Raw genomic sequence first — 25,465 nt, 5'->3', positions numbered from 1 at the left:
CAACGTTTGAAAAAACACGCAGAGCACTGCGCGGGGGAGTTTTGCGCGCCGAATTCATGGAAACACACAATAAAAATAATGGGGTGGCTTATGAAAACAACAATAAATCGCAGCCTTGCAGTCGCAGGTTTATGCCTTGCGTTACCACAGACATCACAAGCGCTGGAGTTCGGCGGTTACTTGCGCAGTGGCATTGGCAACGCGACCAAGGGCGGTAGCCAATCGTGTTTCCAGTTGCCGGGGGCGCAGACCAAATACCGCTTGGGCAACGAATGCGAGCAGTACGGCGAGCTTGAGTTGCGCCAGGATTTGTACACCCTCGACGATGGCTCGGTATTCAGCGTCGATGGCATGGTCTCGCTGTACAACCGCTACAACCACAGCCTCACGTTCAATGAAGACAACGGCTCGGTGCGTCTGCCGCAGGCCTATGCACAGTGGTCGAACATGCCCGCGCTCAATGGCGGTTCGCTCTGGGCCGGTCGTCGCTACTACAAACGTAATGACATCCACATTTCCGATTTCTACTACTGGAACCAGAGCGCTACCGGTGGCGGGATCGAGGACGTGCTGATTGGTGATCTGAAATACAGCTACGCCTTTTCGCGCAAAGACAACCTTTATCAAAAGGACTACATCAACCGGCACGACTTCAACGTCGCCGGTTTCGCTACCAATCCCGGCGGCGAGCTGGAGTTTGGCTTGAGCTACATCGACAAACCCGACAGCCGCGATGCGCACCGGGGCTGGGCGATCACCACGCAGCATGTGCAGAAGGACTTTCTCGGTGGCAAAAACAAACTGGCCTTCCAGTACGGTGAAGGGCCCGGCACCGGGCTGGGCTACACCGGTAACGTCAAACTGGACGACAGCAATAAAAGTTATCGGATCGTCGAGTTTTTCGACTGGCAACTGACGCCGCGTTTTGGCGGGCAAATCGAGGCGGTGTATCAAAAAGACATTCGCCCGGACGGCGCTGACCAGAACTGGATGTCGCTGGGCGTGCGTCCGACCTATGCGCTTACCGAACAATTCAAACTGGTCACCGAACTGGGCCATGATCAAGTCGATGCACCGGGTGGCACGCGCAAGCTGAGCAAATTCACCATTGCGCCGACATGGTCACCTAAAGGCCCGGAGTTCTGGGCGCGCCCCGAGGTGCGTCTGTATTACACCTATGCCAGCTGGAACGCGGCGGCTAAACGGGCGGCCAACGAATTGGCCCAAGGGTCGGCGCTGTCCGATACCGGCGCCTTCAGTACCGCACGCCACGGCGCGAATGTTGGATTGCAGGTCGAATACTGGTGGAAATAAGCGATGCTGGTGGGGCGTTGCGCTCCACGGGTACTTCAAAGAACAAAACCGCAGGTGACGTCATGGCCACACCCCAACAATTGCAACTGCTGGCGCCTTTGTCCGGCGTGCTTATGCCTCTGGATCAAGTGCCCGATTCTGTTTTCGCCAATCGCGTGATCGGCGACGGCCTGTGCATCGACCCGACTTCATCAACGTTATGCGCACCGCTGGCCGGAGTGGTCAGCAACGTGCAGGCCAGCGGGCATGCCGTGAGCATCACCGATGACCATGGCGTTGAGGTGTTGCTGCACATCGGTCTGGATACGGTGAATCTGGGCGGTCAGGGTTTCACCCGCCTGGTTGAAGAAGGTCAGCGGGTGGCGGCTGGCGAATCGCTGATCGAGTTCGATGCCGATTACATCGCCCTGCACGCCCGCAGTCTGTTGACCCTGATGCTGGTGGTCAGCGGTGAGCCATTCACCTGGACGGCCGCGCAGACCGGTCTGGTCGAAACCGGCCAACCACTGCTGAGCCTCGCCAGTGCGCAGGCCACCCGCGAAGAACAGGCCGCGCCGGAAGGCGAAGTGTTTTTCTCAAACTGGCTCAAACTGCCCAACCCCAACGGTCTGCATGCGCGTCCGGCGGCGGTGTTCGCGCAAGCGGCGAAGGTTTTTTCAGCAAAGATTTATCTGCACAAACAGCAGGCCGAAGCCAACGCCAAATCACTGGTGGCAATCATGGCGCTGCAGACCGCTTTTGCTGACAGCGTGCAAGTGAGCGCGGTGGGCGAAGACGCCGAAGCCGCGATCAACGCGCTCTCGCGATTACTCGCCGAGGGTTGTGGAGAATCGGTCACAGTGTTGCCTGCGTCGGAGCCTTTGGAGAGCATCGACCCTGAGGTGCTGACGGTTCTGCGTGGAGTCTGTGCATCGCCCGGTTCAGCATTGGGCCAGGTGATGCAGATCACCGAGCCGAGCCTCGACATAAAAGAGTCCGGTGCCGGGGCAAAAACGGAGCAGGAGGCGCTGACGAACGCGTTGATCGAGGCGGGAATGGCCTTGCAGCACTTGCGCGACACGGCGGGAGGCAGCGCTCAGGAGGAAATCTTCAAGGCTCATCAGGAACTGCTCGATGACCCGAGCCTGCTCGATCAGGCGCAAGCGTTGATTGCCGAGGGCAAAAGCGCGGCGTTTGCCTGGCATGCTGCTACCGCGTCCACCGCGACGCTGTTTCGGCAGTCGGCCAGTCCGTTGCTGGTTGAGCGTGCGGCAGACCTGACGGACGTCAGCTTGCGAGTCCTCAAGTTGATTCTCGGCGTGCAGGACCCGGTCCTGACGTTACCGCACGGGACGATCCTGATCGCCGATCAACTGACGCCGTCGCAGACTGCGGGGCTTGATGTCACAAAGGTGCTTGGCATCGCCACGGTCGGGGGCGGCGCCACCAGTCATGTCGCAATTCTTGCGCGGGCCTTTGCCCTGCCGGCGATTTGCGGGGTGCCGGCGCAGATGCTGGCATTGGCGAACGGCAGCACGGTGCTGCTCGATGCCGACAAGGGTGAACTGCAACTCAATCCCGATCCGCTCGCCATCGAGCAATTGCAAGCCAGACTCGAGCAACAGCGTCTGCGCCATCAACATGATCACGCGCAGGCGACACTGGCCGCTTGCACCCGCGACGGGCACCATATCGAGGTGACGGCCAACGTCTCCTCGCTGAGTGAAACCGAGCAGGCGATGGGCCTGGGCGGTGCCGGCGTCGGGCTTTTGCGCTCGGAGTTTCTTTATCTGGATCGCAACCACGCGCCCACTTTCGACGAACAAGTCTCGACCTACAGCGCCATCGCCCAAGCCGTGGGGCCGTCGCACAATCTGGTGGTGCGCACGCTGGATGTCGGCGGCGACAAACCATTGGCTTACGTGCCGATGGACAGCGAAACCAATCCGTTCCTCGGACTGCGCGGGATTCGGCTGTGTCTGGAGCGTCCGCAACTATTGCGCGAGCAGTTCCGGGCGATCCTTGGCAGTGTCGGTATGACGCGCTTGCACATCATGTTGCCGATGGTCACGCAAATCTCGGAGCTGCATCTGGCCCGGCGAATGCTGGAGGAGGAAGCCCAGGCACTGAACATCGTCGAACTGCCGAAGCTGGGGATCATGATTGAGGTGCCGGCGGCGGCACTGATGGCCGATTTGTTTGCGCCGTATGTGGATTTCTTCTCGATTGGCACCAACGATCTGACTCAATACACCCTGGCGATGGATCGCGACCATCCACGTCTGGCCAGTCAGGCCGACAGTTTCCACCCCTCGGTATTACGCCTGATCGCCATGACCGTGAAAGGTGCGCATGCCCACGGCAAATGGGTCGGCGTCTGTGGCGCGATGGCCTCGGAACGTCTGGCCGTGCCGCTGTTGCTGGGGCTCGGCGTGGATGAGTTGTCGGTCAGCGTGCCGCAGATTCCGGCGATCAAAGCGGCAGTGCGTGAGGTGGACCTGCTCGACTGCAAGGCTATCGCCGAACAGGTACAGGGGCTGGAGAGCGCTGAGGAAGTGCGCGAAGCACTGCGGCTGTATCACGAGGCAACGGTCGATACTTCACCGGTTCTGGAGAACTGACATGTTCAATAAATTGCAGCAGGCGTTCTGGAAGGCCCTGACCCCGGATCTGGTGCCGGACGAGCCACAAGTGTCGGCCGAAACTGCCGGGGGGCTAAGCGCAGACATCGTTGCGGCGATGGGTGGTGGGGATAACCTCAAATCGCAGCAACCGGTGGCGCTGACCCGGGTGCGGGTGGTGTTGCGTGACGTGTCGCGCATGGATCGTCAGGCATTGAGCGATGCCGGTGTCGCGGGCGTCATGCCCCTGGAGGATGGGGTGGTGCACTTGATTCGCGGCTTGCGGCCTTAAGTCCGAAGGGATGTGCGGCCTCAGGTCACCCTTACTGTTTCTCAACCGCAGGTGTATCGTATTCGCCTTTTACGGGCCTTCAGGGGTCTGTCGCTGATACGTGAGGTAGTTGAGTTCATGTCCTTTACCCGTCGCCAAATCCTCGGTGGCCTGGCCGGTCTTGTTGTCGTAGGCGTTGGAGCGGGGGGCGCGTCGCGTTACTGGCTGGGCAAGATGGCTGACGCCGAGGCGGGCCACGACTACGAGCTGATCGCCGCGCCCCTGGACGTGGAACTGGTGCCGGGGCACAAGACCGAGGCCTGGGCGTTCGGCCCCTCGGCGCCGGGCACCGAGTTGCGCGTGCGTCAGGGCGAATGGCTGCGGGTGCGCTTCATCAACCATCTGCCGGTGGCGACCACCATTCACTGGCACGGCATTCGCCTGCCGCTGGAAATGGACGGCGTGCCGTACGTGTCGCAATTGCCGGTGCTACCGGGCGAGTACTTCGACTACAAATTCCGCGTGCCGGACGCCGGCAGCTACTGGTATCACCCACATGTCAGCAGCAGCGAAGAACTGGGGCGCGGATTGGTCGGGCCGCTGATCATCGAAGAGCGCGAGCCGACCGGTTTCAAATACGAAAAGACCCTGAGCCTGAAGAACTGGCACATCGACGATGAAGGCAATTTCGTTGAATTCAGCATCCCTCGTGAAGCCGCTCGCGGTGGCACGGCGGGGCGTTTGTCGACCATCAACGGCGTACCTTTGCCGGTGATCGACCTGCCGGCCGGGCAGATTACTCGGGTGCGTTTGCTCAATCTCGATAACACCCTGACTTACCGCATCAACATTCCTGGTGTTGAGGCAAAAATCTACGCGCTGGACGGTAATCCGGTGGAGCCGCGCCCGCTGGGCAAGGAATACTGGCTCGGCCCCGGCATGCGTATTTGCCTGGCGATCAAGGCACCGGCGGCAGGCGAAGAATTGTCGCTGCGCAACGGCCCGGTGCGTCTGGGCACTCTGCGCTCGGTGGCCAACACGGACGCGCCGACCGAATGGCCGCCCGCGCTGCCCGCCAACCCGGTGGCCGAGCCGGACCTGGCCAATGCCGAGAAACTCAACTTCAATTTCGAATGGGTCGGTTCGGTGTCGGTCAACGTCGACAACGGCAAGCCGCCAAGTCTCTGGCAGATCAACGGCAAGGCCTGGGACATCACCGACAAGACGTGCGCTGACCGGCCGATTGCCAGTCTCAAACTGGGCCAGAGCTATATTTTCGAATTGAAGAACATGACCCAGTATCAGCACCCGATTCACCTGCACGGCATGAGCTTCAAGGTGATTGCGTCGAACCGCCACAAGGTCATTCCGTACTTCACCGACACCTATCTGCTGGGCAAGAACGAGCGTGCGCAAGTGGCGCTGGTGGCAGATAACCCGGGGGTATGGATGTTCCATTGCCACGTGATCGACCACATGGAAACCGGCCTGATGGCCGCCATTGAGGTGAAGTGATGCGCCAGATTCGCCCCGCAGCGATCATCGACCGCAGCCGTGACCGCGACTTCATGCGTGAAGCGCTTGCCCTTGCAGCGCAGGGGGCAGCCCTCGGCGAAGTACCGGTGGGCGCGGTGCTGGTACAGGATGGCGAGATCATCGGTCGCGGCTTCAATTGCCCGATCAGCGCCAGTGACCCGAGCGCTCACGCCGAAATGGTCGCGATCCGCGCCGCAGCGCACGCGGTGGATAACTATCGACTGCCCGGCAGCACGCTGTACGTGACGCTGGAGCCTTGCAGCATGTGCGCCGGTTTGATCGTGCATTCACGGGTGGCGCGGGTTGTGTATGGCGCTCTGGAACCAAAAGCCGGGATCGTGCAAAGCCAGGGGCAGTTTTTCACTCAGGGCTTTTTGAATCACCGGGTGTTGTATGAGGGCGGGGTGTTGGCGGAGGAGTGTGGGGCGGTGTTGACCGAATTCTTCAGAGCCCGTCGCGCACGCCGGGATTAAAATCAAAAGATCGCAGCCTTCGGCAGCTCCTACAGGGATCGGTGTAGGAGCTGCCGAAGGCTGCGATCTTTTGATCTGCTCTATTTTTTCGCCACAATCACCGCCCGCATCGGCGCCGGCAGCCCTTCGATCGTCTTGCTGTGATCATCCGGATCAAGGAAGTCACTCAGCGACTGATACTTCATCCACTCGGTGCCGCGCTGTTCCTCAATCGTCGTCGTACTGACATCCACGCAACGAATATCGGTAAACCCGGCACGCCGTAACCACAACTCCAGCGCCGGCACCGAGGGCAGGAACCACACGTTGCGCATCTGCGCGTAACGGTCTTCCGGCACCAGCACTTGGTGCTTGTCGCCTTCAACCACCAGCGTTTCCAGCACCAGTTCACCGCCCTTGACCAGGCAATCCTTCAGCGCCAGCAAATGCTCGATTGGCGAGCGGCGGTGGTAGAACACGCCCATGGAAAACACGGTGTCGAAACCTTCCAGATTCGGCGGCAAATCCTCGAACGGGAAGGGCAGGTGCCACGCGTTTGGCTCAGACAAATAACGCTGCACAGCTTGAAACTGGCAGAAGAACAGCCAGTTCGGGTCAACGCCGATCACGCTGTTCGCGCCGGCGCCAAGCATGCGCCACATGTAGTAGCCGTTGCCGCAACCGACATCGAGGATGCGTTTTCCTTTCAGATCCAGATGCGGGGCGACCCGCGACCACTTCCAGTCCGAGCGCCATTCGGTATCGACGTGCACGCCAAACAGATCGAACGGCCCTTTGCGCCACGGCGACAGGCCCATCAGGGCGGTACGCATTTGCGCGCGGGTTTCGTCGTCGCAATCGGTGTCGAGTTTCAAGCCGTTGAGCAGGTCGACTTCGCTCGGCTGGATCTTTGGCAAGGCGTCCAGCGCACTTTGCCAGCGCTCCAGATCGCCGTGGCCCTTCTCCATTTTCTTGTCGAGTTGACGCTGCAGGGTGTTGGCCCATTCGGCCAGCGGTGTACCGGCCAGACGGCGGGCGAGGGGGGACAGATCAATCATGGCAAGGCAATCAACGAGGCAAAGTTAAGACACTGGAACCACGGCACGACTTTCGAGAACCCGGCGGCCAGCAGGCGTTCGCGGTGTTCTTCGAGGCTGTCGGGCTTCATGACGTTTTCGATGGCGCTGCGCTTCTGGGCAATTTCCAGTTCGCTGTAGCCGTTGGCGCGTTTGAACGCGACGTGCAGATCGGTGAGCAATGCGTGTTCTTCGGCATCGTTGAAGCGCAGTTTTTCCGACAGGATCAGTGCGCCGCCGGGCAGCAGTGATTGGCGGATGCGCGACAACAACGCGGTGCGCTGATCCGGGGCGATGAATTGCAGGGTGAAGTTCAGTGCCACCACCGAGGCAGGCTGAAAGTCGAGGGCGAGGATGTCGCCCTCGATCACCTCGACCGGCAGCAACTCCTGAAACATCGAGTCCTGACCGTTGAGGTATTCGCGGCAACGTTCGACCATGGCGGCCGAGTTATCCACAGCGATGACGCGGCAACCGTCGGTACGCACGTGACGGCGCAGGGCCTGGGTCACCGCGCCGAGGGAGGCGCCGAGGTCGTAGAGCACGCTGTTCGGCTGGGCGAACTGCGCGGCAAGCACACCGAGGTTTTCGACGATGGTCGGGTAACCTGGCACCGAGCGCTTGATCATGTCCGGGAACACGCGCACCACGTCTTCGTTGAAGGCGAAGTCAGGCACCTGTGCCAAGGGCTGGGCGAAAATGCGATCGGGTTCTTTGCTCACGGCGGTTCCGGCGATGTCGGTGGAAAAGGCCGGCATTTTAGCCAAAGTGGCGCGGGGATGCTTGGGTTGTCTGATAAAGCGTGGGGATCGGCATGTCGTGTACAAAGGGAGGGGGATGAAGGGAGTTCGGGAAAAGCAGTGAATGACCAAGTCAAAATCAAGACTTGGTCATTCAATGTTTAAAGCGAAATCAAGTAGCGCGTATGAAACCGTTTAATTCGGCTTTGCCAGTGATGTGCAGTTCTTCTGTTCTGTTGTCTTTGCCTTTGAAGTCAAAGCTGATGAGGTAGCGCATTTCCCGAGGGTCGTTTGAAATGACTTCGACCTCGACAGTGCCGCTTGTCGCAGCGTAACTGTAAATAGTTAAGAAGTCGCTGTAAGTGCCGGTTTCAAAATAGGAGAGGATCTCGAACGGAAAGGCTGGATCTGTTGTTTCGTAACTTCCAGTCTTAATGTCGCTGGGAAACTTAAACGTAATCCCCTTTGCTGATTCCTTATAACCCTCGTAGGAGCGGGCGCGGAATTCGACTTTACCGTCAGAGTGTTGCCCGAACTGGATATTTTGCGTATTGAAATTCACTCGGTTCGAAATCGAGGCTTGAACATCGCAGCTGGCGGAGAACAGGGTTAGCGCTGCACTTTGCGAATCTTTGTCTCTGAGGCTCATGATTTTCTTCCTTGCTCTTACATTCGTGGTTTGGGATACGACACGGGGATAGTAAGTAGGGGAAGAAATTCGAGGTACTGTCAGATCTGACAGGTTTTTATATCGATTCGAGATAGGAAAAGATTTTTATGGTTATTACATATGACCAGGTTGTTTGTCTTTATTAAACGCCGAGGCAGCGATACCCCATTGGCCAAGCCAGTAACTGAGGATGATGACGTAAGGCGCAGCATGGAACGGCGCAACAAACCGATCGATGCCGATCACACTGTCAGAGAACACAAACGCCAGCGCACCCCCCGCTGCCAGTAACGCCGAACGCTTGGGCACGTCGCTGCCGAGGCGAGCGAGAGCACGCCAGAGCATGGCGCTGATCGCAGTGCCGTAGACGATCACAGGTACCAGCAGCGGGCCGAGACCACTGGCAATCAGCATCCCCAACAGCACGGCACCCACGCCAAGCGCGAGCACCAGTGGCATCAACGCAAGACGTTTGCAGTCGCTGAGATAGGCCTTGAGATACGCCAGATGCGCAACGAGAAATGCGCCGAGACCAAACACGAACAAATCCCCTGGCCACGCCAACAACACATCGCCCAGCAGAGAAAAAATCAGACCGAGACTGATCCAGCGGCGATAGTCGCTGGGCGGTGCGTCGTGCAGCCAGCCGAGCAATGCCAGTACCGGCAACGGTTTGACCAACAGGCAGAGCAGCGCCGCGTGGGTGCTCAGGCCATAGAGAAAGGTCACCGCGCCCATCAGCGCCAGAATCAGCCAGCCCACGATCAATTCACCGAAATGGCACAGTCAAAGGTTTCCACCGGCAGCACTTCCGGCGCCCATGGCTGTTGCGAGGTCAGGCGCAGACGCCCGGTGCCCGCGGCAAACGCTTGAAAACGCCAGGTGGAAAGCCCGGCAGCACCGACCACGCCAGCATCTTCCGGGTTGCTATAGACCTCAGGGCTGAGGGCGCGCAAGACGCCGCCGGCGGAATCCTGAATCGCCCAGCGATAACCCGTGGTCGGGTTGCTTGGCAGCATCACGATCAGATTTTGCCCGCTGGTCAGTCGCACGGGGCATTCGCTTTGTTTTTCCACGGTCACGTTGTGTTTCGGCTGCGTGGCGCAAGCGGCCAGCAAGGAAAAGGCGATGGGGACAAACAGGCGAATGGGGGACATAAGGTCAGCGGCTCCGGCGTTGGCGACGAACGGCGAGCATAACCGAAGATGAGACAAAGTGTGACCGTCGGGCGGTTTGGCGGTGTCGTCAAGGACGCCATCGCTGGCAAGCCAGCTCCCACAGGTTTCTCGGTAGAGCACAAGATTTGTGAGCACCAATGAACATTGTGGGAGCTGGCTTGCCAGCGATAGCGGTAGTGCAGTCGCTACTTCATGTTCAGAAGAGCACCTTCGCCACATCGGCAAACCGCTTGGCGAAGTGCACGGTAATGCCTTCTTTCAGATAGTCCGGCAGTTCCTCGAAGTTGCCGCGGTTCGGCTCTGGCAGAATCAGCTCGAAAATCTTCTGCCTTCTCGCTGCGATCACTTTCTCGCGTACCCCGCCAATCGGCAGCACATGCCCGGTCAGCGTCAGTTCACCGGTCATCGCCACGCCTTTTTTCGGCGCTTGGTTGCGCGCCAGGGAAAGCAAAGCGCTGGCCATGGTGACGCCGGCGCTCGGGCCATCCTTCGGTGTGGCGCCTTCCGGTACGTGCAGGTGGACGAAGGCTTCGTCGAAGAATTTCGCATCGCCGCCGAACTGTTTCAGGTTCGAGCTGACGTAGCTGTAGGCGATCTCCGCCGATTCCTTCATCACGTCGCCCAGTTGCCCGGTGAGTTTGAAACCGCGATTGAGTGTGTGGATCCGCGTCGCTTCGATCGGCAGCGTGGCGCCGCCCATGCTGGTCCACGCCAGTCCCGTGATAACGCCCGTGCCGGACAGCACTTGTTCGTTGCGGAACACCGGATGGCCCAGCGAGGCTTCCAGATCTTTCGGGCCGAGTTTGATCACCGCTTTCGGCTCGTCGATCAGTTTCATGACCGCTTTGCGTACCAGTTTGCCCATCTGCTTTTCGAGCTGGCGCACCCCGGCCTCACGGGCGTAACCGTCGATCAAGGCTTTGAGCGCGCTGTCGCTGATGCTCAGGCTGCCCTTGGACACGCCGGCCTTTTCCAACAGTTTCGGCCACAGGTGACGCTTGGCGATGGCGACTTTTTCTTCGGTGATGTAGCCAGACAGACGAATCACTTCCATGCGGTCGAGCAGCGGACCGGGAATCGAATCCAGAGTGTTGGCGGTGCAGACAAACAGGACTTTCGACAAGTCCATGCGCAGGTCGAGGTAGTGGTCGAGGAATTCGACGTTCTGTTCCGGGTCGAGGGTTTCCAGCAGCGCCGAGGCCGGGTCGCCCTGGTAGCTCTGGCCCATCTTGTCGATCTCGTCGAGCATGATCACCGGGTTCATCACTTCGACGTCTTTCAACGCCTGCACCAGTTTGCCTGGCTGTGCGCCGATGTAGGTACGGCGGTGGCCCTTGATCTCGGCTTCGTCGCGCATGCCGCCAACGCTGAAGCGATAGAACGGTCGGCCGAGGGATTCGGCGATGGATTTGCCGACACTGGTTTTACCCACACCCGGCGGGCCGACGAGCAGCACGATAGAGCCGCTGATCTCGCCTTTATAAGCACCGACGGCGAGGAATTCGAGGATACGGTCCTTGATGTCGTCGAGGCCGGCGTGGTGTTTGTCGAGCACCTTGCGTGCGTGCTTGAGGTCGAGTTTGTCCGCGCCATAAACGCCCCACGGCACCGACGTCGCCCAGTCGAGGTAGTTGCGGGTGACCGCGTACTCCGGCGAACCGGTCTCGAGGATCGACAGTTTGTGCGTTTCTTCGTCGAGGCGTTTCTGCACCTGCGCCGGCAGGACTTTGCCTTCCAGACGCTGCTGGAACTGTTCGAGATCAGCGCTGCGGTCGTCCTTGGTCAGGCCGAGTTCCTGCTGGATGACTTTGAGTTGTTCCTTGAGGAAGAACTCGCGCTGGTGCTCGCCGATCTTGCGGTTGACCTCAGCGGAGATTTCTTTTTGCAGGCGCGCGACTTCGACTTCCTTGCGCAGCATCGGCAGGACTTTTTCCATGCGCTTGAGCATGGGCACGCAGTCGAGCACTTCCTGCAATTCCGGGCCGGTGGCCGAGGTCAGGGCGGCGGCGAAGTCGGTCAGCGGTGACGGATCGTTGGGGCTGAAGCGGTTGAGGTAGTTCTTCAGCTCTTCGCTGTACAGCGGGTTGAGCGGCAGCAGTTCCTTGATCGCATTGATCAGCGCCATGCCGTAGGCCTTGACCTCGTCGGTCGGCTCGGTGGGCTGATGCGGGTATTCGACTTCCACCAGATACGGCGGGCGGTGGTGCTTGAGCCAGGTCTTGATGCGTACGCGGCTCAGGCCTTGGGCGACGAACTGCAGTTTGCCGTTTTCGCGGCTGGCGTGATGGACTTTGACCAGGGTGCCGTATTGCGGCAGGGCGTCGGTGTTGAAGTGGCGCGGGTCTTCCTGGGGCGTGTCCATGAAGAACAGGGCCAGGGAGTGGTGGTCGGATTTGCTGACCAGTTCGAGGGTTTCGGCCCAGGGTTCTTCGTTGACGATGACCGGCAGGACTTGCGCCGGGAAGAACGGGCGGTTGTGGATCGGGATGATGTAGACCTTGTCCGGCAGGTTCTGGCCGGGCAGGGCGAGGCCTTTGCCGGAGGTGGTGTGTTCGATGTGGTCTTCGCTGGCTTCGGTGTAGTCGTCGGGGTTATCGGGGAATTCTTGCTGGTCGCTCATGGGGCACCTGCGCAATTGGGTATGGGTGTTAGATGGGGCAGGGCTTGAGTGGTTTCAATGGTGGGGGAGTGTTTCTGTTTGTGTGTTCAGGGTTTTGACAGGGGTCACGCTTTGGACTTGGCGGCCTTTGGGCCGACCATGTTCTTGGGGTTTTGGGGGTATATCCGTTGCTGAGGGTGCTGCTGCTGGCGGTTTCGCTTTTACAGCGAGTCACTTTTGCAGACGCCCAAAAGTAACCAAAACGCTGGGCCCCGGCGTTCGGCCCGCTCGCTGGGGCTCGGGGTTCCTTCGCTCCGGAATTGATCCGGGGGCATCGCTTCCGGTTTGCTTCGCTGCACCTCCTTTCGATGTATTCGACTTCGTCGAACGGCGCTACGCGCCTGCCCCCCGGATCAATCCCGCAACGAAGCCTGCCGAAGGGGCCAGGTAGATCAAGAGCTGCAGCCGAGCTAACGCTCATCCTGTTGAGTGGGGCGGCTACGCCGCATGGTTTGCACGCGGTCAGAATTGTGGGAGCTGGCTTGCCAGCGATGGCGGCCTGGCAGCCGACCGGTTTCTGGCTAGAGGCATACGATTCAATTGTAGGAGTGAGCCTGCTCGCGATGGCGGTGGGTCTGTCGACAACTGTGTTGAATGTCGGACTGCAATCGCGAGCAGGCTCACTCCTACAGGGGCTCAGCTGTGTGGCGTCGGTTGTGGGATTTCGAGGTTATCCAGCACTCGATTCACCGCCAGTTCCGCGAGCATGATGATTTGCTGGATCGCCAGGATCGTCCGCCGCTGGGGCAGGTCGATGTAGGCGGCGATGTCGCTGCTCATGAGGCTGGCTTGCGCCAGGGATTCGCAGGCGTGGACCAGCAGGCTTTCGCTGTCTTGATCGGGCGCGACCTGGAACATGGTGCTGGGTTTGTGGAAGCGCAAGGTGAGTGCGTTGGGTTTGAGGTAATGGTCGAGGGCGCGTTCGGCGGCTTCGTGGAATTTCTTCGAATCGGGGGATTGGTAGGGCGAGGTGTCGTTGGTTTCTGGTGGGTTGGGTGTGGGCTTTTTCATGATGAATACTCAGTTGGTGAAAGTGGAGCTACCCACGATTGCCGCGAAGCAATCTGAGGTGGCAGCTGTACGCGGGTTCGCGGACCGATAACTGAGAAATCGGCATACCTCCAAGAAGGTATCCCGCGCACAGCCGCCATGACTCAAACAACAGGCACCGAGGCACCTTGAGGTTGGCGATTATGCATCAGTTATCGGGCCGCGACGCCCGGTCGCTGAATTTGCAGCGACCCCTTGAGCCTATCCACCCCATTTCCGACGCACAACCGACGCGACTTGTCGGAAATGTCTCGGCCAATTTCCGTTCTGTAGGACTCCACCCAATCCCCTGTAGGAGCTGCCGAAGGCTGCGATCTTTTGACTTTGATCTGCAAAAAACACGATCAAAAGATCGCAGCCTTCGGCAGCTCCTACAGGGAGTCGGTGGCAACAAAAAAGGCGATGCCCCTCGCGGGACATCGCCTTTTCCTTAACTGCCGTTAACGCTTATTCAGACAGTTTGTACGCAATCACATAGTCACCTTGCTTGGTGCCCAGCGAACCGTGGCCGCCGGCAACGACGAGCACGTATTGCTTGCCGTCCTTGCCGGTGTAGGTCATCGGTGTGGTTTGCGCGCCTGCTGGCAGGCGGCCTTCCCACAGTTGCTTGCCGTTTTTCACGTCGTAGGCACGCAGGTACTGGTCGAGAGTACCGCTCAGGAATGCAACGCCACCGGCAGTGGTGAACGTGCCGCCCAGGCTAGGTACGCCCATGCTCAGCGGGATCGGAACCGGCGAGCTGTCGCGCACGGTGCCGTTTTTGTGCATCCAGATGGTTTTGTTGTTGGTCAGGTCGACCGCGGCAACATAACCCCACGCTGGCGCCTGGCACGGCAGGCCCATTGGCGACAGCAGCGCTTCGAGGATCACACCGTACGGCGCGCCTTTGTTTGGCTGTACGCCTTCGGTTTCGCTGACACGTGGACCTTGCTTGGCGATATCGGCGGCCGGGATCAGTTTCGAACGGAACGCCATGTAGCTCGGGTTCACGAACGCGATCTGGCGAACCGGATCGACCGAGATGCCGCCCCAGTCGAACACGCCGAAGTTGCCTGGATAAACGATCGAACCTTGCAGCGACGGCGGGGTGAACGGGCCGTCATAACGCAGGGATTTGAAGTCGATCCGGCACAGCATCTGGTCGAACGGCGTAACGCCCCACATGTCGCGTTCTTTCAACGGCGGCGGCATGAAGTTCAGGTCGGATTTCGGTTGGGTTGGCGAAGTGTGGTCGCCTTCCACCGCGCCTTGCGGTACCGGGATCTCGTTGATCGGCACAATGGCTTTGCCAGTGTTGCGATCCAGCACATAGATGCTGCCCTGCTTGGTCGACGCCAGCACCGCAGGCTTCACGCCGTCTGCGGTTTTGATGTCCATCACGGTTGGCTGGCCGCCAACGTCCATGTCCCACAGGTCATGGTGGGTGAACTGGAAGTTCCAGCGCACTTTACCGGTGGCAATGTCCAGCGCGGTCAGGCCGGCTGCGTGCAGTTCCGATTCCGGGGTACGCGCGCCGCCGAACTGGTCCGGGGTCTGGTTGCCCATCGGCAGGTAGAGCATGCCGAGTTTTTCGTCGACCGCGAACATCGACCACATGTTGGGCGAGTTGCGGGTGTAGGTCTTGCCTTCGGCAATCGGCGCAGTGTCGTCCGGGTTGCCGCTGTCCCAGTTCCACACCAGTTTGCCGGTGTGCACGTCGAACGCGCGGATCACGCCGCTCGGCTCGTCGATGGAAACGTTGTCGGTAACGTGGCCGCCAATCACCACCAGGTCTTTGGTGACCGCTGGAGGCGAGGTGGAGTAGTAACCACCGGCATTGAAACCGCCGATGTTGGCAGACAGGTCAACCTGGCCTTTGTCGCCGAAGTCTTCGCACATTTTGCCGGTGTCGGCGTTCAGGGCGATCAGACGGGTGTCGGCGGTCGGCAGGAAGATGCGGCGTGGGCAAGCGCTGGCCGGGGCCGGGCTGGCCGAACCGGTCGGGCTCTGCTCGGACGCATAGACCGCGTCGTCGTGGTAAGTCACGCCACGGCAGGTCATGTGTGCCCAGCCTTTGAAGTTGGCCGCGTTCTGCGTGCTCAGCTTCGGATCGAAACGCCAGATTTCCTTGCCCGAATCCGGATCAAGGGCAATCACCTGGCTGTGCGGCGTGCACACGTAGAGCATGCCGTTGACTTTCAGCGGGGTGTTTTCGGCAGTGGTTTCGCCCGGATCGTTCGGCCCCGGGATATCGCCAGTGCGGTAGGTCCACGCTGGAACCAGTTTGCTCACGTTGGCCGGAGTGATCTGCGCCAATGGCGAGTAACGGTCACCGTGGGCGCTGCGGCCGTAGGAGTTCCAGTCACCGTCGGGCATGGCCGGGGCGGTGTTGGTCATGCCTTCAACGCTGTCGCGATCCAGTTGGCCTTTGATTTCACCCGGGTTGGTGAATTGGCTGGCCAGTGCCGTCAGGCCGGCCAGAACCACGGCCACGCTCAAGGCGCCGGTGCCCATCGGGGCAGGGCCATCGAGCAGCAGCGGACGACGGAACCATGGCAGCAACATGACCAGGCCCAGGGCGAACAGCATCGCCAGACGTGGTACCAACTGCCACCAGTCCAGACCGACTTCCCACAGCGCCCAAACGGTGCTGGCAAACAGCACGATGGCGTACAGGCCCAGCGCGGCGCGGCGGCGCAGCAGCAACAGAATGCCGGTCAGCGCGATGCCGATACCGGCCAGCAGGTAATACAGCGAGCCGCCGAGCATGCTCAGCTTGACCCCTCCGGCCAGCATGGCCAGGCCCATCAGTAGAAGCAGAATGCCGAGCAGGCTCGGTAACAGACGGCCCCGACTCGAAGCACTTTCGGTGCTCATAGTGTGATTCTCCGTGACGTTTATGTAGTCCCGCGCTGTAGTCACTGTAGATGACGATTTGGCGTGGGCATGGTTCAGATAAAACTTGTGTAGCTAACGAATTTCCTGTGGGAGCTGGCTTGCCAGCGATTGCGGTCTATCTGCCGGCATGTCTGCTGTCTGACCCACCGCTATCGCTGGCAAGCCAGCTCCCACAGGTTTTTGCAGTGTTTTTTAGAACGAAGACTGGATCTTGATCCCGCCGATCAGTGCGTCATCAACTTTGTCTACGCCGCCCGGATGGCGGATGTATTGCAGGTTCGGGCGTACGGTCAGCCAGTTCGTCACATGCACGCCGTAATACAGTTCGGCGCTGTACTCGGTGTCTTGCGGCGGCAGGAACGATGGGTCGTCGTAGTCATAAACGGCGCGGGCCTGGTTGGTCTTCTCGGCGTTTTTGCGATAGGCCGGGTTGACGTGGACGCGGGCCATGGCGAAGCCGATGTCGTCTTTGGCGCGGGCATCGAACGGGCCTTTGTAGGTGATACCGGCCTGCACGTAGTTGTCGATGGCGTTGGTTTTCTTGTCGTGCATCGTGCCGTTGGCGAACACGCTCAGGCCACGCGAGTTGTCGCTGGCCATGCTGGTGATCTGCTGCTGCACGCCGAGCCACACACCGTGTTTGCTGGAGGCGCTGCGGTAGGCTTCGCCGCTGAGGGCGGCGGGTTGGCCGTTGTTGTCTTTATAGACATCGCTGGCCTTGGCGTTGCTGTAGTAATAACCGGCACGGTACTCGCCCGGCAGGCCGTTGAATTTCGGCGTCCACACCAATTCAACCGGCAGGATCGCGCCTTGGGTGCCGCTGCCGCTCAACTTGAAGCCGTTGCCGCGATCGAGGTTGGACGGGTTTTGCTCGTAAGCGCCGACCTGTGCGTACAGCTCGGGCGTCAGGTGATATTTGACGCGCATCGCCCACTGACTGACCGGCCAGTTGTACCAGATGCCGCCGACCCAGTTGCCGACCTGCGAACCGCAGAACGCCAGGTTCTGGAAGTCGCACGGGAAGCTGTTGAAGTCTTCGCCTTCGCCGAAACGGCCGACCTTGATGTCGAGTTTCTGATCGAAGAATTTTTGCTGGTACCACATCTGCGTCAGGCGCGTGGTCTGGCCACGGCCCCAGACTTCCTGGGCCGACGTGAAGCCACCGACGCGCGGATCGTTGATGCGGTCGTTGCTGATGTTGTTGCCGCTGCGCTTGGTGATGGTCAGTTGAAACTCGGCGTCGTCCCAGCCGAGGATCTTTTGCAGGTCCAGGTGCGTACCGAGGCCGAACTGGTCGCTGTAGCGCGCCGTGCGATCGTGGTCGTAGCCGCCGTGCAGGTTGCTGCCCATTTCGCCGGTGTAATCGAGCTTGAAGTCGTAGCCTTTTTCCGAGAGTTCTGTGCGCTTGCCGTTCCAGTCACCGAGCATATACGGCGATTCACTGTCGAACGCGGGGGCGGCTTGAGCGCAGGTGGCGAGGCCGAGGGCGGTGCAGCCGCCAATCAGGCGCAGGGTGGAGATAGCGCTATCTCGAAACAACGGAAAATCAGGCATAAAAGGGGTCTTTCTTGGTCTTTTTTTGGGGATAAGCTGGCCGCTACGATTTGACGCAGGCAGTGAAGCGATTCAGCGGAAGGGCGGCAGGATAATGATCTGTAACAAAAAGACAAAGAGCTTTTGTAGACATGCAGCATTTCGTATTCGGTAACAGTGCGGCAAACGGGCGCATTGTCTCCTCGTTCGCAGGCTGCGATCTTCGCGGGTTGGCCTACATTTGAAGTCAGGCCTTCCACCCGGTCAGCCCCTCGGCTAAGGTGCGCGGCTTCTGTATTTTCACTTCGCCCAAAGGCCAGGCATGAACGAACAAACCCCCGATCCGCTGCACGGCGTAACCCTCGAACAGATCCTCACCGCGCTGGTGGCCCACTACGAATGGTCGGGGCTCGCCGAGCGTATCGACATTCGTTGCTTCAAGAGCGATCCGAGCATCAAGTCGAGCCTGACGTTTTTGCGTAAAACCCCGTGGGCGCGGGAGAAAGTCGAACGTCTGTACGTGAAATTGATGCGCACCAAGCGACCGCTCTGAGATGGACCCCGTGTGGCGCCATCGCTTGATCACCCTCGCAGCCACCCTTGGCTGGGCAGGGTTGGGCATTCAGCTGTACCTGATTTTTATCGCGCGTTTGAGTGTCGATGCCAGTCTGCTGGGCGGGCTGGTGAGTTTCTTCAGTTACTTCACGGTGTTGACCAACACCTTGGTGGCGACGGTGCTGACCTGCGCGGTGACCCAGCGCGAATCCGCGGCACGGCGCTGGTTTCTGCAACCGTGGGTCAGCAGCGGGGTGGCGGTAAGCATCGCTGTGGTCGGCCTCGCCTACAGTATTTTGCTGCGGCATTTATGGCACCCCGAGGGTTGGCAATTCATCGCCGACGAATTGCTCCACGACGTGATGCCGCTGTTATTTCTGGGCTATTGGTGGTTTTGCGTACCGAAAGGCACGTTGCGCCTGTGGCATCTGCCGTTGTGGCTGATTTATCCGCTGATCTACTTCATTTACGCGTTGCTTCGCGGGCATTTTCTCGGGGCGTATGCGTACCCGTTCATTGATGTGGCGACGTTGGGTTATCCACAGGTGTTCATCAATGCCGGGGGGATATTGGTGGGGTTTGTGGGGATTGGCGTGGCGGTGATTGGCCTGGACCATTGGCGCTCCCGCACGAAGTTAAAGTACCGGTAGGAGCTGCCGCAGGCTGCGATCTTTTGACTCTGGCTTAAAAAGACAAGATCAAAAGATCGCAGCCTGCGGCAGCTCCTACAGGGGATATCACTCTTCTTCAGAGCCTTCGGCGCGCCAGTAGCCGACGGCTTTCACCAGTTTCTCGTCGAGCCCATGCTCATCGAGCAGCACGCGGCGGATCTGCCGCGAGACTTTGGTCTCCGTCGCCACCCACGCATAGAGATTGCCTTTGGGCACCTGCAGTTGCTTGACGGTGGTCAGCAGGTTATCCGTACCGCCATCGCGCAGTACCCAGATGACATTGACCTGCGCGGCGCTTTCCAGCGTTTGCTGCTCGGCACCGTTTGCCACTTCGATCACCACCAGCGCCTTGCGATTGGCCGCCAAGCCTTCGAGGCGGCGTGCGATGGCCGGGAGGGCGGTTTCGTCGCCGATCAGCAGGTAGCTGTCGAAAATGTCCGGCACGATCATCGAGCCGCGCGGCCCGCCGATGTGCAGGAACTGGCCCGGTGTGGCCTGTTCGGCCCAGGTCGAGGCAGGCCCGTCGCCGTGCAAGACAAAGTCGATGTCCAGCTCAAGTGTGTCGAGATCGTAGCGGCGCGGGGTGTAGTCGCGCATCTCGGGCATCGGGCCTTCGTTCTTGCCGCCGAGCACCATCGTCTCCAGTGCAGCGCTTTGTTCGGCGTTCTGCGGGAACAGCAGTTTGACGTGATCGTCCGTGCCCAGGCTGATGAACCCGGCCAGTTCCGGCCCGCCCAGGGTAATGCGGCGCATGCGCGGGGTCAGGTCGACCACACGCAGCACTTCGAGGCGGCGGCGTTTGATTTCATGCATCACGCGGTGAATGGTTTGGCTATCGACTGCAGTCATTCGGCTTTCTCCGGGGCAGGTTGAACGGCGGGGCCGTCGACGATGGCTTTGGCGGTGTTGTTGAGCAGATCACGCACACGCAGGATTTCTTCCGCGCTCCAGCGCCCGTGATGCAACTGCAAGGCGTGGCGCAGGTTGTGCACCGCTTCGTGGATTTCCGGCGGCCGGTCATGGCCGCGCAGCGAACGTTTGCTGACGTCGATGCGCATGCGCACACCGTCCAGCGCCACGGCTTGCTCGCTCAGCGAAAGGCGTCCGCTGTCAGTCACGCTGTAGCGTTTCTTGCCGCCCTCGGCGTCGCCGCTGATCAATTCGCTTTCTTCCAGAAAGGTCAGGGTCGGATAGATCACGCCGGGACTCGGGCTATAGGCGCCGTCGAACATGGCTTCGATCTGGCGGATCAGGTCGTAGCCGTGGCACGGCTGTTCGGCGACCAACGCCAGCAGCAGCAATTTCAGATCGCCCGGGGCAAATACTCGCGGGCCGCGACCACCGCGTTCGCGGCCGGGGCGTTTCTCGAAGCCGTCACGGCCATCGCCATGTTCGCGGTGGGGGGAATGATGGTCTCTCATTTCTGTCTTCTCTCGTCGTGTTTAGATACAACTTAAGATATATCTTATGGCGAATGCAAGAGGTTCGGATCAGCGGTCGCTGCGGCGCTTCAACGAAAATGGCGCCGGCGTCGATGCGGGATGAGGTTTGTATTTTTCTAGAGTAATTGTGCTAATTACAACAGTGTGAAATCGAATATCAGTTTCTTTATTGGCGCATAAGCCTGTAATAACAAGCGCTATGGAAGGTTTTAAATCTGTATGTTTTTTTGCTGAAAACTGTATGTAGTATAGTTCTGAGAGTCACTGTTCTCTTAAGGGCTTAAAACAGTTTTTTTTCTCTTTTACATGGGTATCAATAACTACGGGTAGTGGTGAAATTTCCTACTTACTTTGTTGTTGAATTACTTGATCATGCCTCCGCGTCGAAAGTTGAGTCGGCAAATGACAAAACTTTCCACGCATCAATCCTTATCAAAAGCAGGTACTGATCATGTTCAAGAAGTTTGCAATTTCCGCCCCGATGGCCATTCTGGCACTGAGTTCTTCCGTGGCGTTTGCCGCAGACCCGATTAGCCAGACGATCAACATCAAGGCCTTCGTGCCTACTTCGCTGTTCAATGTCGCTCCTCAGACGCCAGGCTTCGGTGTCGATGAAACCATGACCCAGTTGGGCAGCGGCGAACTGAGCACTATTACTGAAATCTTCAACATGAAGCATACCGACAACAAGGGTGCGATCAATGCCGTGCTCGACGGCACTGCCGCGTTGTACAACGGCCGTGACAGCATCCCGCTGAGCGTCAAGATCGGTGGCGTGGAAGTCACTAGCGTCACCACCGAAATCGTCAACGAAACTGACTCTGTACCTGGCGTGCAGCGGGAAATGGTCATCAGGGCTGCCGCGCCAACTGCTGGGCAATCGGGCAACTACTCGGGTAGTTTCGCCGTGGTATTCGAGCCTGTGTTGAAGCCGTAAACAACTTTTTGAATAACACAATGCTTATTCAATAGTCTTGGCCCACTGATCATCTATCGATGATCAGTGGACGCCAGCTCATCAAGTAATTCGAGTATTAAAGACCATGTTCCCGATGACGCCCATCGCGGCAGCGCTCGCACTTTTTTTATGTGCCAGTGCCTTGGCCGCGCCCACTAATAACGCTAACACACCGCGCAGTCTGCTTGCTCAGGCCAAAGGGTTGCCGGCGGAATTCGAAGAACACTTCTTCGATGTGCCATTAGCTGTTCGGGTTGAGCGTGATCAACAATTTCTCGGTGAGGCGATGGTCGTATTAAGCAAGGATGATCGCGTCACTCTGCTGGAATTTACCGATACCAGCGACAGCCAGATCCCGGCCAGTGAACGGGAGATATTGGGTGTTTTTCTGAAGCAGGGTGTGAGCCTGGGCGCCTGTCAGGGCAGTTGCCCCGAGCAAGTATTGGCAGTGCATTACAACCTGCAGAATTCGCTGGTGTCGATTGCTACCGAAAATGCCGAGCGCGACATCGACGCCCTGCGCTATTACACCCTCCCGGAACAGGGCAGCACCGGGTTGATCCTGCGTAATCAACTGAACCTCAACGGTGGGCAGGAGCAAGACCTCGGCGGACGTTATGGCCTTGAGGCGAGTAGCAGCCTCGGCAACTGGACGCAACGGGTCAACCTGCAACTGGCGCGCCTGGGCGGACCTGACGACAAGCTCTATCACGCGGTGCACGAACTGTACGGCCAGCGTGAATTGCAGGGCAATTTTCTGCGCCTGGGTTATTTCACCCCCAGCTCCGAAGGCCTGACGCGGCAGTTGCGTTCATTTGGCGCCAGCCCCGATACGGCGGCGGGCGTGATGTTTGGCAGCTCCGACAGCCTGGCAATCAACAATCCTACGCCCAGCGTTTATCCGATCTACGTCACGGCCAACCGCCAGGCATCGGTGGAAATCTATCGCAATGGTCTGTTGATCAACACCCAAGCGGTCAGTGCCGGCCTGCAAACCCTCGACACCCGGACGCTGCCTGGGGGCATTTACGAAGTCGAAGTGCGGCTGATCGAAGACGGCCAGATCACCTCAACCACGCAGGATCTGGTGTACAAACCCAGCAACTGGCGCAATCACGATGAGCGTTGGCGCTACAGCGTTTTCGCCGGCCAGGAAAGCAAATTGTTGAGTAACTGGGACGAACAGTCTCGTGGGGATATGACGGCCGGTGCAGCGCTGAATTATCTGCTGCACCCGCGGGTGATCGTCGGCCTCTCGGCGCGGCAACTGCAAGGCAAGCAGCAAGTGGCTTCGTCGATTGACTGGACGTTGGCCAATAACACCAGCCTGTACGCCAACGTTTACCAGACCGAAGACCACGGCACCGGGATGGATCTGCAAGGCATCTACAACTATGGCTCGGGCAACCTGTTCGCCACGCATAACCGCAGCTGGCTGGACACCACCAATATTTATGAGACCTTGCCGGACGGTACGCGGGTACGCCAACGCAACGTGTATATCGGCCAGACCGCCAATACGTCGCTGGCGATCAACCATCGACTTAACAGCAAGCAATCGCTCAATGGCCGGGTTTCCCATAGCGAGGGCAATGTCGAGGGCGTGGGTATCGACCTGGGCTGGACGCAACGCAGCCTGCTGCTTGGCAGCGATGCCAGTTGGCGTTTTTCGGTGTTCGATCGCCCCGCCAGTTTCAGCAGCGGGCAGGCACGCAATCGCGGAGTCGATTTGAGTGTCAGCCTGGCCCTCGGCGCAAAGGGCGAACAGTGGTCGGGCAGCATCGGTACGCGCACGGCCCGGGAGGGTGGCCGCGACAACAACGCGTCGCTGACCTACAACAAGACTCTGGAAAACCACGTACTGCAAAACGTCTCGGTGACGGCGCTCGCTGACACCTATGGCGTCGGCGTATCAGGCCTTGGCAGTTTCCGCACCGATGCATTCAATGGCGATGCGTTCATTCAGCGCTCGTCCTACAACGGCAATTACACCGGCGGCCTCAACCTCGACAGCACCGTGGCGGTTGGCGCAGACAAGATCGTCATGACCAGCCAGCACGCCAGCGGCGGTGCCGGGATGATCATCGACGTTGAAAGCGATCTCGACGACATCGCTCTACGCGCCGACGACCTCAGTGGCGGCAGCACAACCCTGCGCCCGGGGCGCAATTACGTGTCACTGACCGCCTATAAAAACAGCTCGGTGAGCTTCGATTTCGAAGGCAACCACGTGCCGTCCGCCAGCATTCAACCGCAGCGCGCCCGCTACCACATGAACAAGGGCGGAGTGGGGTACCGCAAGATCACCGTGAGCAGAACCCTGACCGTGCTCGGGCGTTTGCTCGATCCGCAAGGCAAGCCGCTCAAGGGCCACCACATCATCAACCACGCCAGTCGCGGTGTCAGCGAGGTGGACGGCTTCTTCTCGATGGAAATGAACGCCGGTTCACCGACCCTGGAAGTGCGCTCCGGTGAACAGTTGCTGTGCCAGTTCCGTCTCGACACGGCCAATGCGCGCAGTGAAAACGATGTGCTGATGATCGGGGATCTGCGTTGCACGCCGGATACGTTGGCAGACACCACTCCACGTCAACGAACGGCAGGTTAACCAATGACTGGACAAACATTGAAATTACCCAGCTCGCTGAAGAGTCGCTTCGGCCGATTCACTGCGGCCGTGGTGTTTGCGGCATCACCGCTGTGGGCGCAAGCAGGCAATGTTGAAGTGACGGCTTTGTTTCGGCCGGATCCGACCAATCCCATGGTCAATAAATTCACCAACACCACACCCAGTTCCGGTTACTGCGAACATTTCTGGGCGCATTGTCAGGCCAACAATTTGTTCAGTCTGACCTTGCCATTGGGCGGGTACCCGGTCACTTCGGGCAAACCGGTGCAGGCCAATCATCCCGACCCGCGCCAAGGGGCCTACCTGAAAACGCCCTCGCAATGGCGACGATTGTCTGTCACGAACGAGAGCGGTGATGAGGCCAGTCTGGAAATTCGCATTTCCGGCATCGGTGGCCGCGCCGACCATCATGCCGATGTTGGGGAGTTGACCGGCGGCGGTGGCTATAACCAGTTGTGGAGCACCGGCCGCTGGCACGCAGCCCCCGCTCCCTGTGTGTCCGGTGGCGGATTGAACGGTACCAGCTATTACGTCATTTTCATGTGGATGGTGCCGGAAAATGCAGGCGCGTGTGCCACGACAGCGCTGTTTGACCTGCCCAACTTCAATTACCGCTATATCTTCTTCGGATACGAGCTTCGTACGCCCAATCCGCTGAAAATGCCGACCGGTACCTACCGAGGCAGCATCACCTATACGGTCGGGCCGGGTCTGGATTTCGATTTTGGTGACGCCGTCCTCCCCAACGATTCGCTGGCCACCATCGATTTTGTCTTGAGCGTTGAGCACACCCTCAAAGTCGAAATCCCCCCCGGCGGTCATCGTATCGAGCTGTTGCCGCAGGGCGGCTGGCAGGCCTGGCTGCAGCGCAATCGCCGCCCTGAACGCCTGTTCCGCGACCAGACATTCAGTATCTCGAGTTCCAGCCGTTTCAAGATGCAGCTCGAATGCCAGTACGGCGACGGGAGCAATACGTGCCTGATCCGCGATCCGGTTTCCGGAGATGCCGTGCCGCTGAACATCGCCGTCACTCTGCCGGCCGGAATGATCGATGCCGGCGGGCAGCCAGTCAATCGACGTCCGTTATTGCGCGACGGTACAGGCACCGAGCTTTTTGAGCCGGCCTATTACGTTGATCGCAAACCGGCAACGCTGCATTTCGAAGTCGGCCGTGAAGCGGTCGAGCAAATGCTTACCGGTGAGGGGAAAACCTACACCGGCGATGTCACCGTGATCTGGGATTCGCAAGTCTGA

Annotated in this window: 21 protein-coding genes; 10 read left to right on the top strand and 11 right to left on the bottom strand. The window is 59.4% G+C overall.

Features of this window, described 5'->3' with window-relative positions:
- Nucleotides 1-90 precede the first annotated feature (90 nt).
- The 5 genes from ACA061_RS21475 (at nt 91) to tadA (ending at nt 6,194) form a co-directional block, all read left to right on the top strand.
- The gene (locus tag ACA061_RS21475; protein ID WP_497300015.1) at nt 91-1,314 is read left to right on the top strand and encodes a maltoporin; all 1,224 of its coding nucleotides are present in this window, start codon (nt 91-93) and stop codon (nt 1,312-1,314) included.
- 62 nt (nt 1,315-1,376) lie between these two features.
- On the top strand, nt 1,377-3,914 hold the full coding sequence (gene ptsP, locus ACA061_RS21470) for a phosphoenolpyruvate--protein phosphotransferase (protein WP_497300014.1): 2,538 nt from the start codon (nt 1,377-1,379) through the stop codon (nt 3,912-3,914).
- 1 nt (nt 3,915) lies between these two features.
- Nucleotides 3,916-4,206 carry a PTS sugar transporter subunit IIB gene (locus ACA061_RS21465; RefSeq protein WP_497300013.1) on the top strand — a complete coding sequence of 97 codons (291 nt, stop codon included), beginning with the start codon at nt 3,916-3,918 and terminating at the stop codon, nt 4,204-4,206.
- A 117-nt stretch (nt 4,207-4,323) separates the two neighbouring features.
- The gene (locus ACA061_RS21460) at nt 4,324-5,700 is read left to right on the top strand and encodes a multicopper oxidase family protein (RefSeq protein WP_497300012.1); all 1,377 of its coding nucleotides are present in this window, start codon (nt 4,324-4,326) and stop codon (nt 5,698-5,700) included.
- Nucleotides 5,700-6,194 (top strand): tRNA adenosine(34) deaminase TadA, encoded by a 495-nt coding sequence (gene tadA / locus ACA061_RS21455; protein ID WP_497300011.1) that lies wholly within the window; start codon nt 5,700-5,702, stop codon nt 6,192-6,194. The genes ACA061_RS21460 and tadA overlap by 1 nt, the downstream gene beginning before the upstream one ends.
- 80 nt (nt 6,195-6,274) lie before the next feature.
- Here tadA and cmoB read toward each other — a convergent pair whose 3' ends face one another.
- The 9 genes from cmoB to ACA061_RS21410 all read right to left on the bottom strand — a co-directional run bounded on the left by cmoB (nt 6,275) and on the right by ACA061_RS21410 (nt 17,977).
- Entirely contained in the window at nt 6,275-7,231 is a 957-nt protein-coding gene (gene cmoB / locus ACA061_RS21450) for a tRNA 5-methoxyuridine(34)/uridine 5-oxyacetic acid(34) synthase CmoB (protein ID WP_210700229.1), read from the bottom strand.
- Entirely contained in the window at nt 7,228-8,007 is a 780-nt protein-coding gene (cmoA, locus tag ACA061_RS21445; protein ID WP_210554995.1) for a carboxy-S-adenosyl-L-methionine synthase CmoA, read from the bottom strand. Before cmoA ends, cmoB begins: the two co-directional genes overlap by 4 nt.
- A gap of 154 nt (nt 8,008-8,161) precedes the next feature.
- Entirely contained in the window at nt 8,162-8,638 is a 477-nt protein-coding gene (locus ACA061_RS21440) for a hypothetical protein (protein WP_497300010.1), read from the bottom strand.
- 135 nt (nt 8,639-8,773) lie between these two features.
- Entirely contained in the window at nt 8,774-9,421 is a 648-nt protein-coding gene (locus ACA061_RS21435) for a lysoplasmalogenase (protein WP_210554997.1), read from the bottom strand.
- Between the two features lie 2 nt (nt 9,422-9,423).
- On the bottom strand, nt 9,424-9,816 hold the full coding sequence (locus ACA061_RS21430) for a protease inhibitor I42 family protein (protein ID WP_150601779.1): 393 nt from the start codon (nt 9,814-9,816) through the stop codon (nt 9,424-9,426).
- Nucleotides 9,817-10,033: 217 nt separating this feature from the next.
- The gene (lon, locus tag ACA061_RS21425; protein ID WP_150616259.1) at nt 10,034-12,457 is read right to left on the bottom strand and encodes an endopeptidase La; all 2,424 of its coding nucleotides are present in this window, start codon (nt 12,455-12,457) and stop codon (nt 10,034-10,036) included.
- 675 nt (nt 12,458-13,132) lie between these two features.
- The gene (locus ACA061_RS21420; protein WP_497300009.1) at nt 13,133-13,507 is read right to left on the bottom strand and encodes a DUF6124 family protein; all 375 of its coding nucleotides are present in this window, start codon (nt 13,505-13,507) and stop codon (nt 13,133-13,135) included.
- Between the two features lie 486 nt (nt 13,508-13,993).
- A complete protein-coding gene (locus ACA061_RS21415; protein ID WP_150616257.1) occupies nt 13,994-16,402 on the bottom strand; it encodes a glucose/quinate/shikimate family membrane-bound PQQ-dependent dehydrogenase in 2,409 nt (802 codons plus the stop codon).
- A 213-nt stretch (nt 16,403-16,615) separates the two neighbouring features.
- Nucleotides 16,616-17,977, bottom strand: coding sequence for a carbohydrate porin (locus ACA061_RS21410; RefSeq protein ID WP_497300008.1), 1,362 nt, complete (start codon nt 17,975-17,977; stop codon nt 16,616-16,618).
- A gap of 301 nt (nt 17,978-18,278) precedes the next feature.
- Between ACA061_RS21410 and ACA061_RS21405 the strand changes: the two genes are divergently transcribed.
- Nucleotides 18,279-18,509 carry a VF530 family protein gene (locus tag ACA061_RS21405; protein WP_042560787.1) on the top strand — a complete coding sequence of 77 codons (231 nt, stop codon included), beginning with the start codon at nt 18,279-18,281 and terminating at the stop codon, nt 18,507-18,509.
- A 1-nt stretch (nt 18,510) separates the two neighbouring features.
- Entirely contained in the window at nt 18,511-19,161 is a 651-nt protein-coding gene (locus ACA061_RS21400; RefSeq protein ID WP_497300007.1) for a Pr6Pr family membrane protein, read from the top strand.
- A gap of 87 nt (nt 19,162-19,248) precedes the next feature.
- Here ACA061_RS21400 and ACA061_RS21395 read toward each other — a convergent pair whose 3' ends face one another.
- Together ACA061_RS21395 and ACA061_RS21390 are read right to left on the bottom strand one after the other, a co-directional pair.
- The gene (locus ACA061_RS21395; RefSeq protein ID WP_150616253.1) at nt 19,249-20,031 is read right to left on the bottom strand and encodes a siderophore-interacting protein; all 783 of its coding nucleotides are present in this window, start codon (nt 20,029-20,031) and stop codon (nt 19,249-19,251) included.
- Nucleotides 20,028-20,603 (bottom strand): PadR family transcriptional regulator, encoded by a 576-nt coding sequence (locus tag ACA061_RS21390; RefSeq protein WP_150601770.1) that lies wholly within the window; start codon nt 20,601-20,603, stop codon nt 20,028-20,030. The genes ACA061_RS21395 and ACA061_RS21390 overlap by 4 nt, the downstream gene beginning before the upstream one ends.
- A 472-nt stretch (nt 20,604-21,075) precedes the next feature.
- On the opposite strand from ACA061_RS21390, the gene ACA061_RS21385 reads away from it, so the two are divergent.
- The 3 genes from ACA061_RS21385 to ACA061_RS21375 all read left to right on the top strand — a co-directional run bounded on the left by ACA061_RS21385 (nt 21,076) and on the right by ACA061_RS21375 (nt 25,465).
- Nucleotides 21,076-21,561, top strand: a complete 486-nt coding sequence (locus ACA061_RS21385; protein WP_210700235.1) for a CS1 type fimbrial major subunit — start codon at nt 21,076-21,078, stop codon at nt 21,559-21,561.
- Nucleotides 21,562-21,667: 106 nt separating this feature from the next.
- Complete coding sequence (locus ACA061_RS21380) at nt 21,668-24,190, top strand: TcfC E-set like domain-containing protein (protein ID WP_210555002.1); 2,523 nt, start codon at nt 21,668-21,670, stop codon at nt 24,188-24,190.
- Between the two features lie 3 nt (nt 24,191-24,193).
- A complete protein-coding gene (locus tag ACA061_RS21375; RefSeq protein ID WP_497300006.1) occupies nt 24,194-25,465 on the top strand; it encodes a hypothetical protein in 1,272 nt (423 codons plus the stop codon).

It is taken from the genome of Pseudomonas sp. LBUM1668, assembly GCF_059695715.1.
This window is presented reverse-complemented; position numbering and strand designations above follow the sequence as displayed.

Coding starts and splice junctions, on each gene's coding strand:
- ACA061_RS21390 (WP_150601770.1), bottom strand. CDS start 20,603: ATGAGAGACCATCATTCCCCCCACCGCGAACATGGCGATGGCCGTGAC.
- ACA061_RS21380 (WP_210555002.1), top strand. CDS start 21,668: ATGTTCCCGATGACGCCCATCGCGGCAGCGCTCGCACTTTTTTTATGT.
- ACA061_RS21430 (WP_150601779.1), bottom strand. CDS start 9,816: ATGTCCCCCATTCGCCTGTTTGTCCCCATCGCCTTTTCCTTGCTGGCC.
- ACA061_RS21385 (WP_210700235.1), top strand. CDS start 21,076: ATGTTCAAGAAGTTTGCAATTTCCGCCCCGATGGCCATTCTGGCACTG.
- ACA061_RS21410 (WP_497300008.1), bottom strand. CDS start 17,977: ATGCCTGATTTTCCGTTGTTTCGAGATAGCGCTATCTCCACCCTGCGC.
- ACA061_RS21475 (WP_497300015.1), top strand. CDS start 91: ATGAAAACAACAATAAATCGCAGCCTTGCAGTCGCAGGTTTATGCCTT.
- cmoA (WP_210554995.1), bottom strand. CDS start 8,007: ATGCCGGCCTTTTCCACCGACATCGCCGGAACCGCCGTGAGCAAAGAA.
- ACA061_RS21460 (WP_497300012.1), top strand. CDS start 4,324: ATGTCCTTTACCCGTCGCCAAATCCTCGGTGGCCTGGCCGGTCTTGTT.
- ACA061_RS21405 (WP_042560787.1), top strand. CDS start 18,279: ATGAACGAACAAACCCCCGATCCGCTGCACGGCGTAACCCTCGAACAG.
- ACA061_RS21400 (WP_497300007.1), top strand. CDS start 18,511: ATGGACCCCGTGTGGCGCCATCGCTTGATCACCCTCGCAGCCACCCTT.
- ptsP (WP_497300014.1), top strand. CDS start 1,377: ATGGCCACACCCCAACAATTGCAACTGCTGGCGCCTTTGTCCGGCGTG.
- ACA061_RS21415 (WP_150616257.1), bottom strand. CDS start 16,402: ATGAGCACCGAAAGTGCTTCGAGTCGGGGCCGTCTGTTACCGAGCCTG.
- ACA061_RS21465 (WP_497300013.1), top strand. CDS start 3,916: ATGTTCAATAAATTGCAGCAGGCGTTCTGGAAGGCCCTGACCCCGGAT.
- ACA061_RS21395 (WP_150616253.1), bottom strand. CDS start 20,031: ATGACTGCAGTCGATAGCCAAACCATTCACCGCGTGATGCATGAAATC.
- lon (WP_150616259.1), bottom strand. CDS start 12,457: ATGAGCGACCAGCAAGAATTCCCCGATAACCCCGACGACTACACCGAA.
- ACA061_RS21375 (WP_497300006.1), top strand. CDS start 24,194: ATGACTGGACAAACATTGAAATTACCCAGCTCGCTGAAGAGTCGCTTC.
- ACA061_RS21420 (WP_497300009.1), bottom strand. CDS start 13,507: ATGAAAAAGCCCACACCCAACCCACCAGAAACCAACGACACCTCGCCC.
- tadA (WP_497300011.1), top strand. CDS start 5,700: ATGCGCCAGATTCGCCCCGCAGCGATCATCGACCGCAGCCGTGACCGC.
- ACA061_RS21440 (WP_497300010.1), bottom strand. CDS start 8,638: ATGAGCCTCAGAGACAAAGATTCGCAAAGTGCAGCGCTAACCCTGTTC.
- cmoB (WP_210700229.1), bottom strand. CDS start 7,231: ATGATTGATCTGTCCCCCCTCGCCCGCCGTCTGGCCGGTACACCGCTG.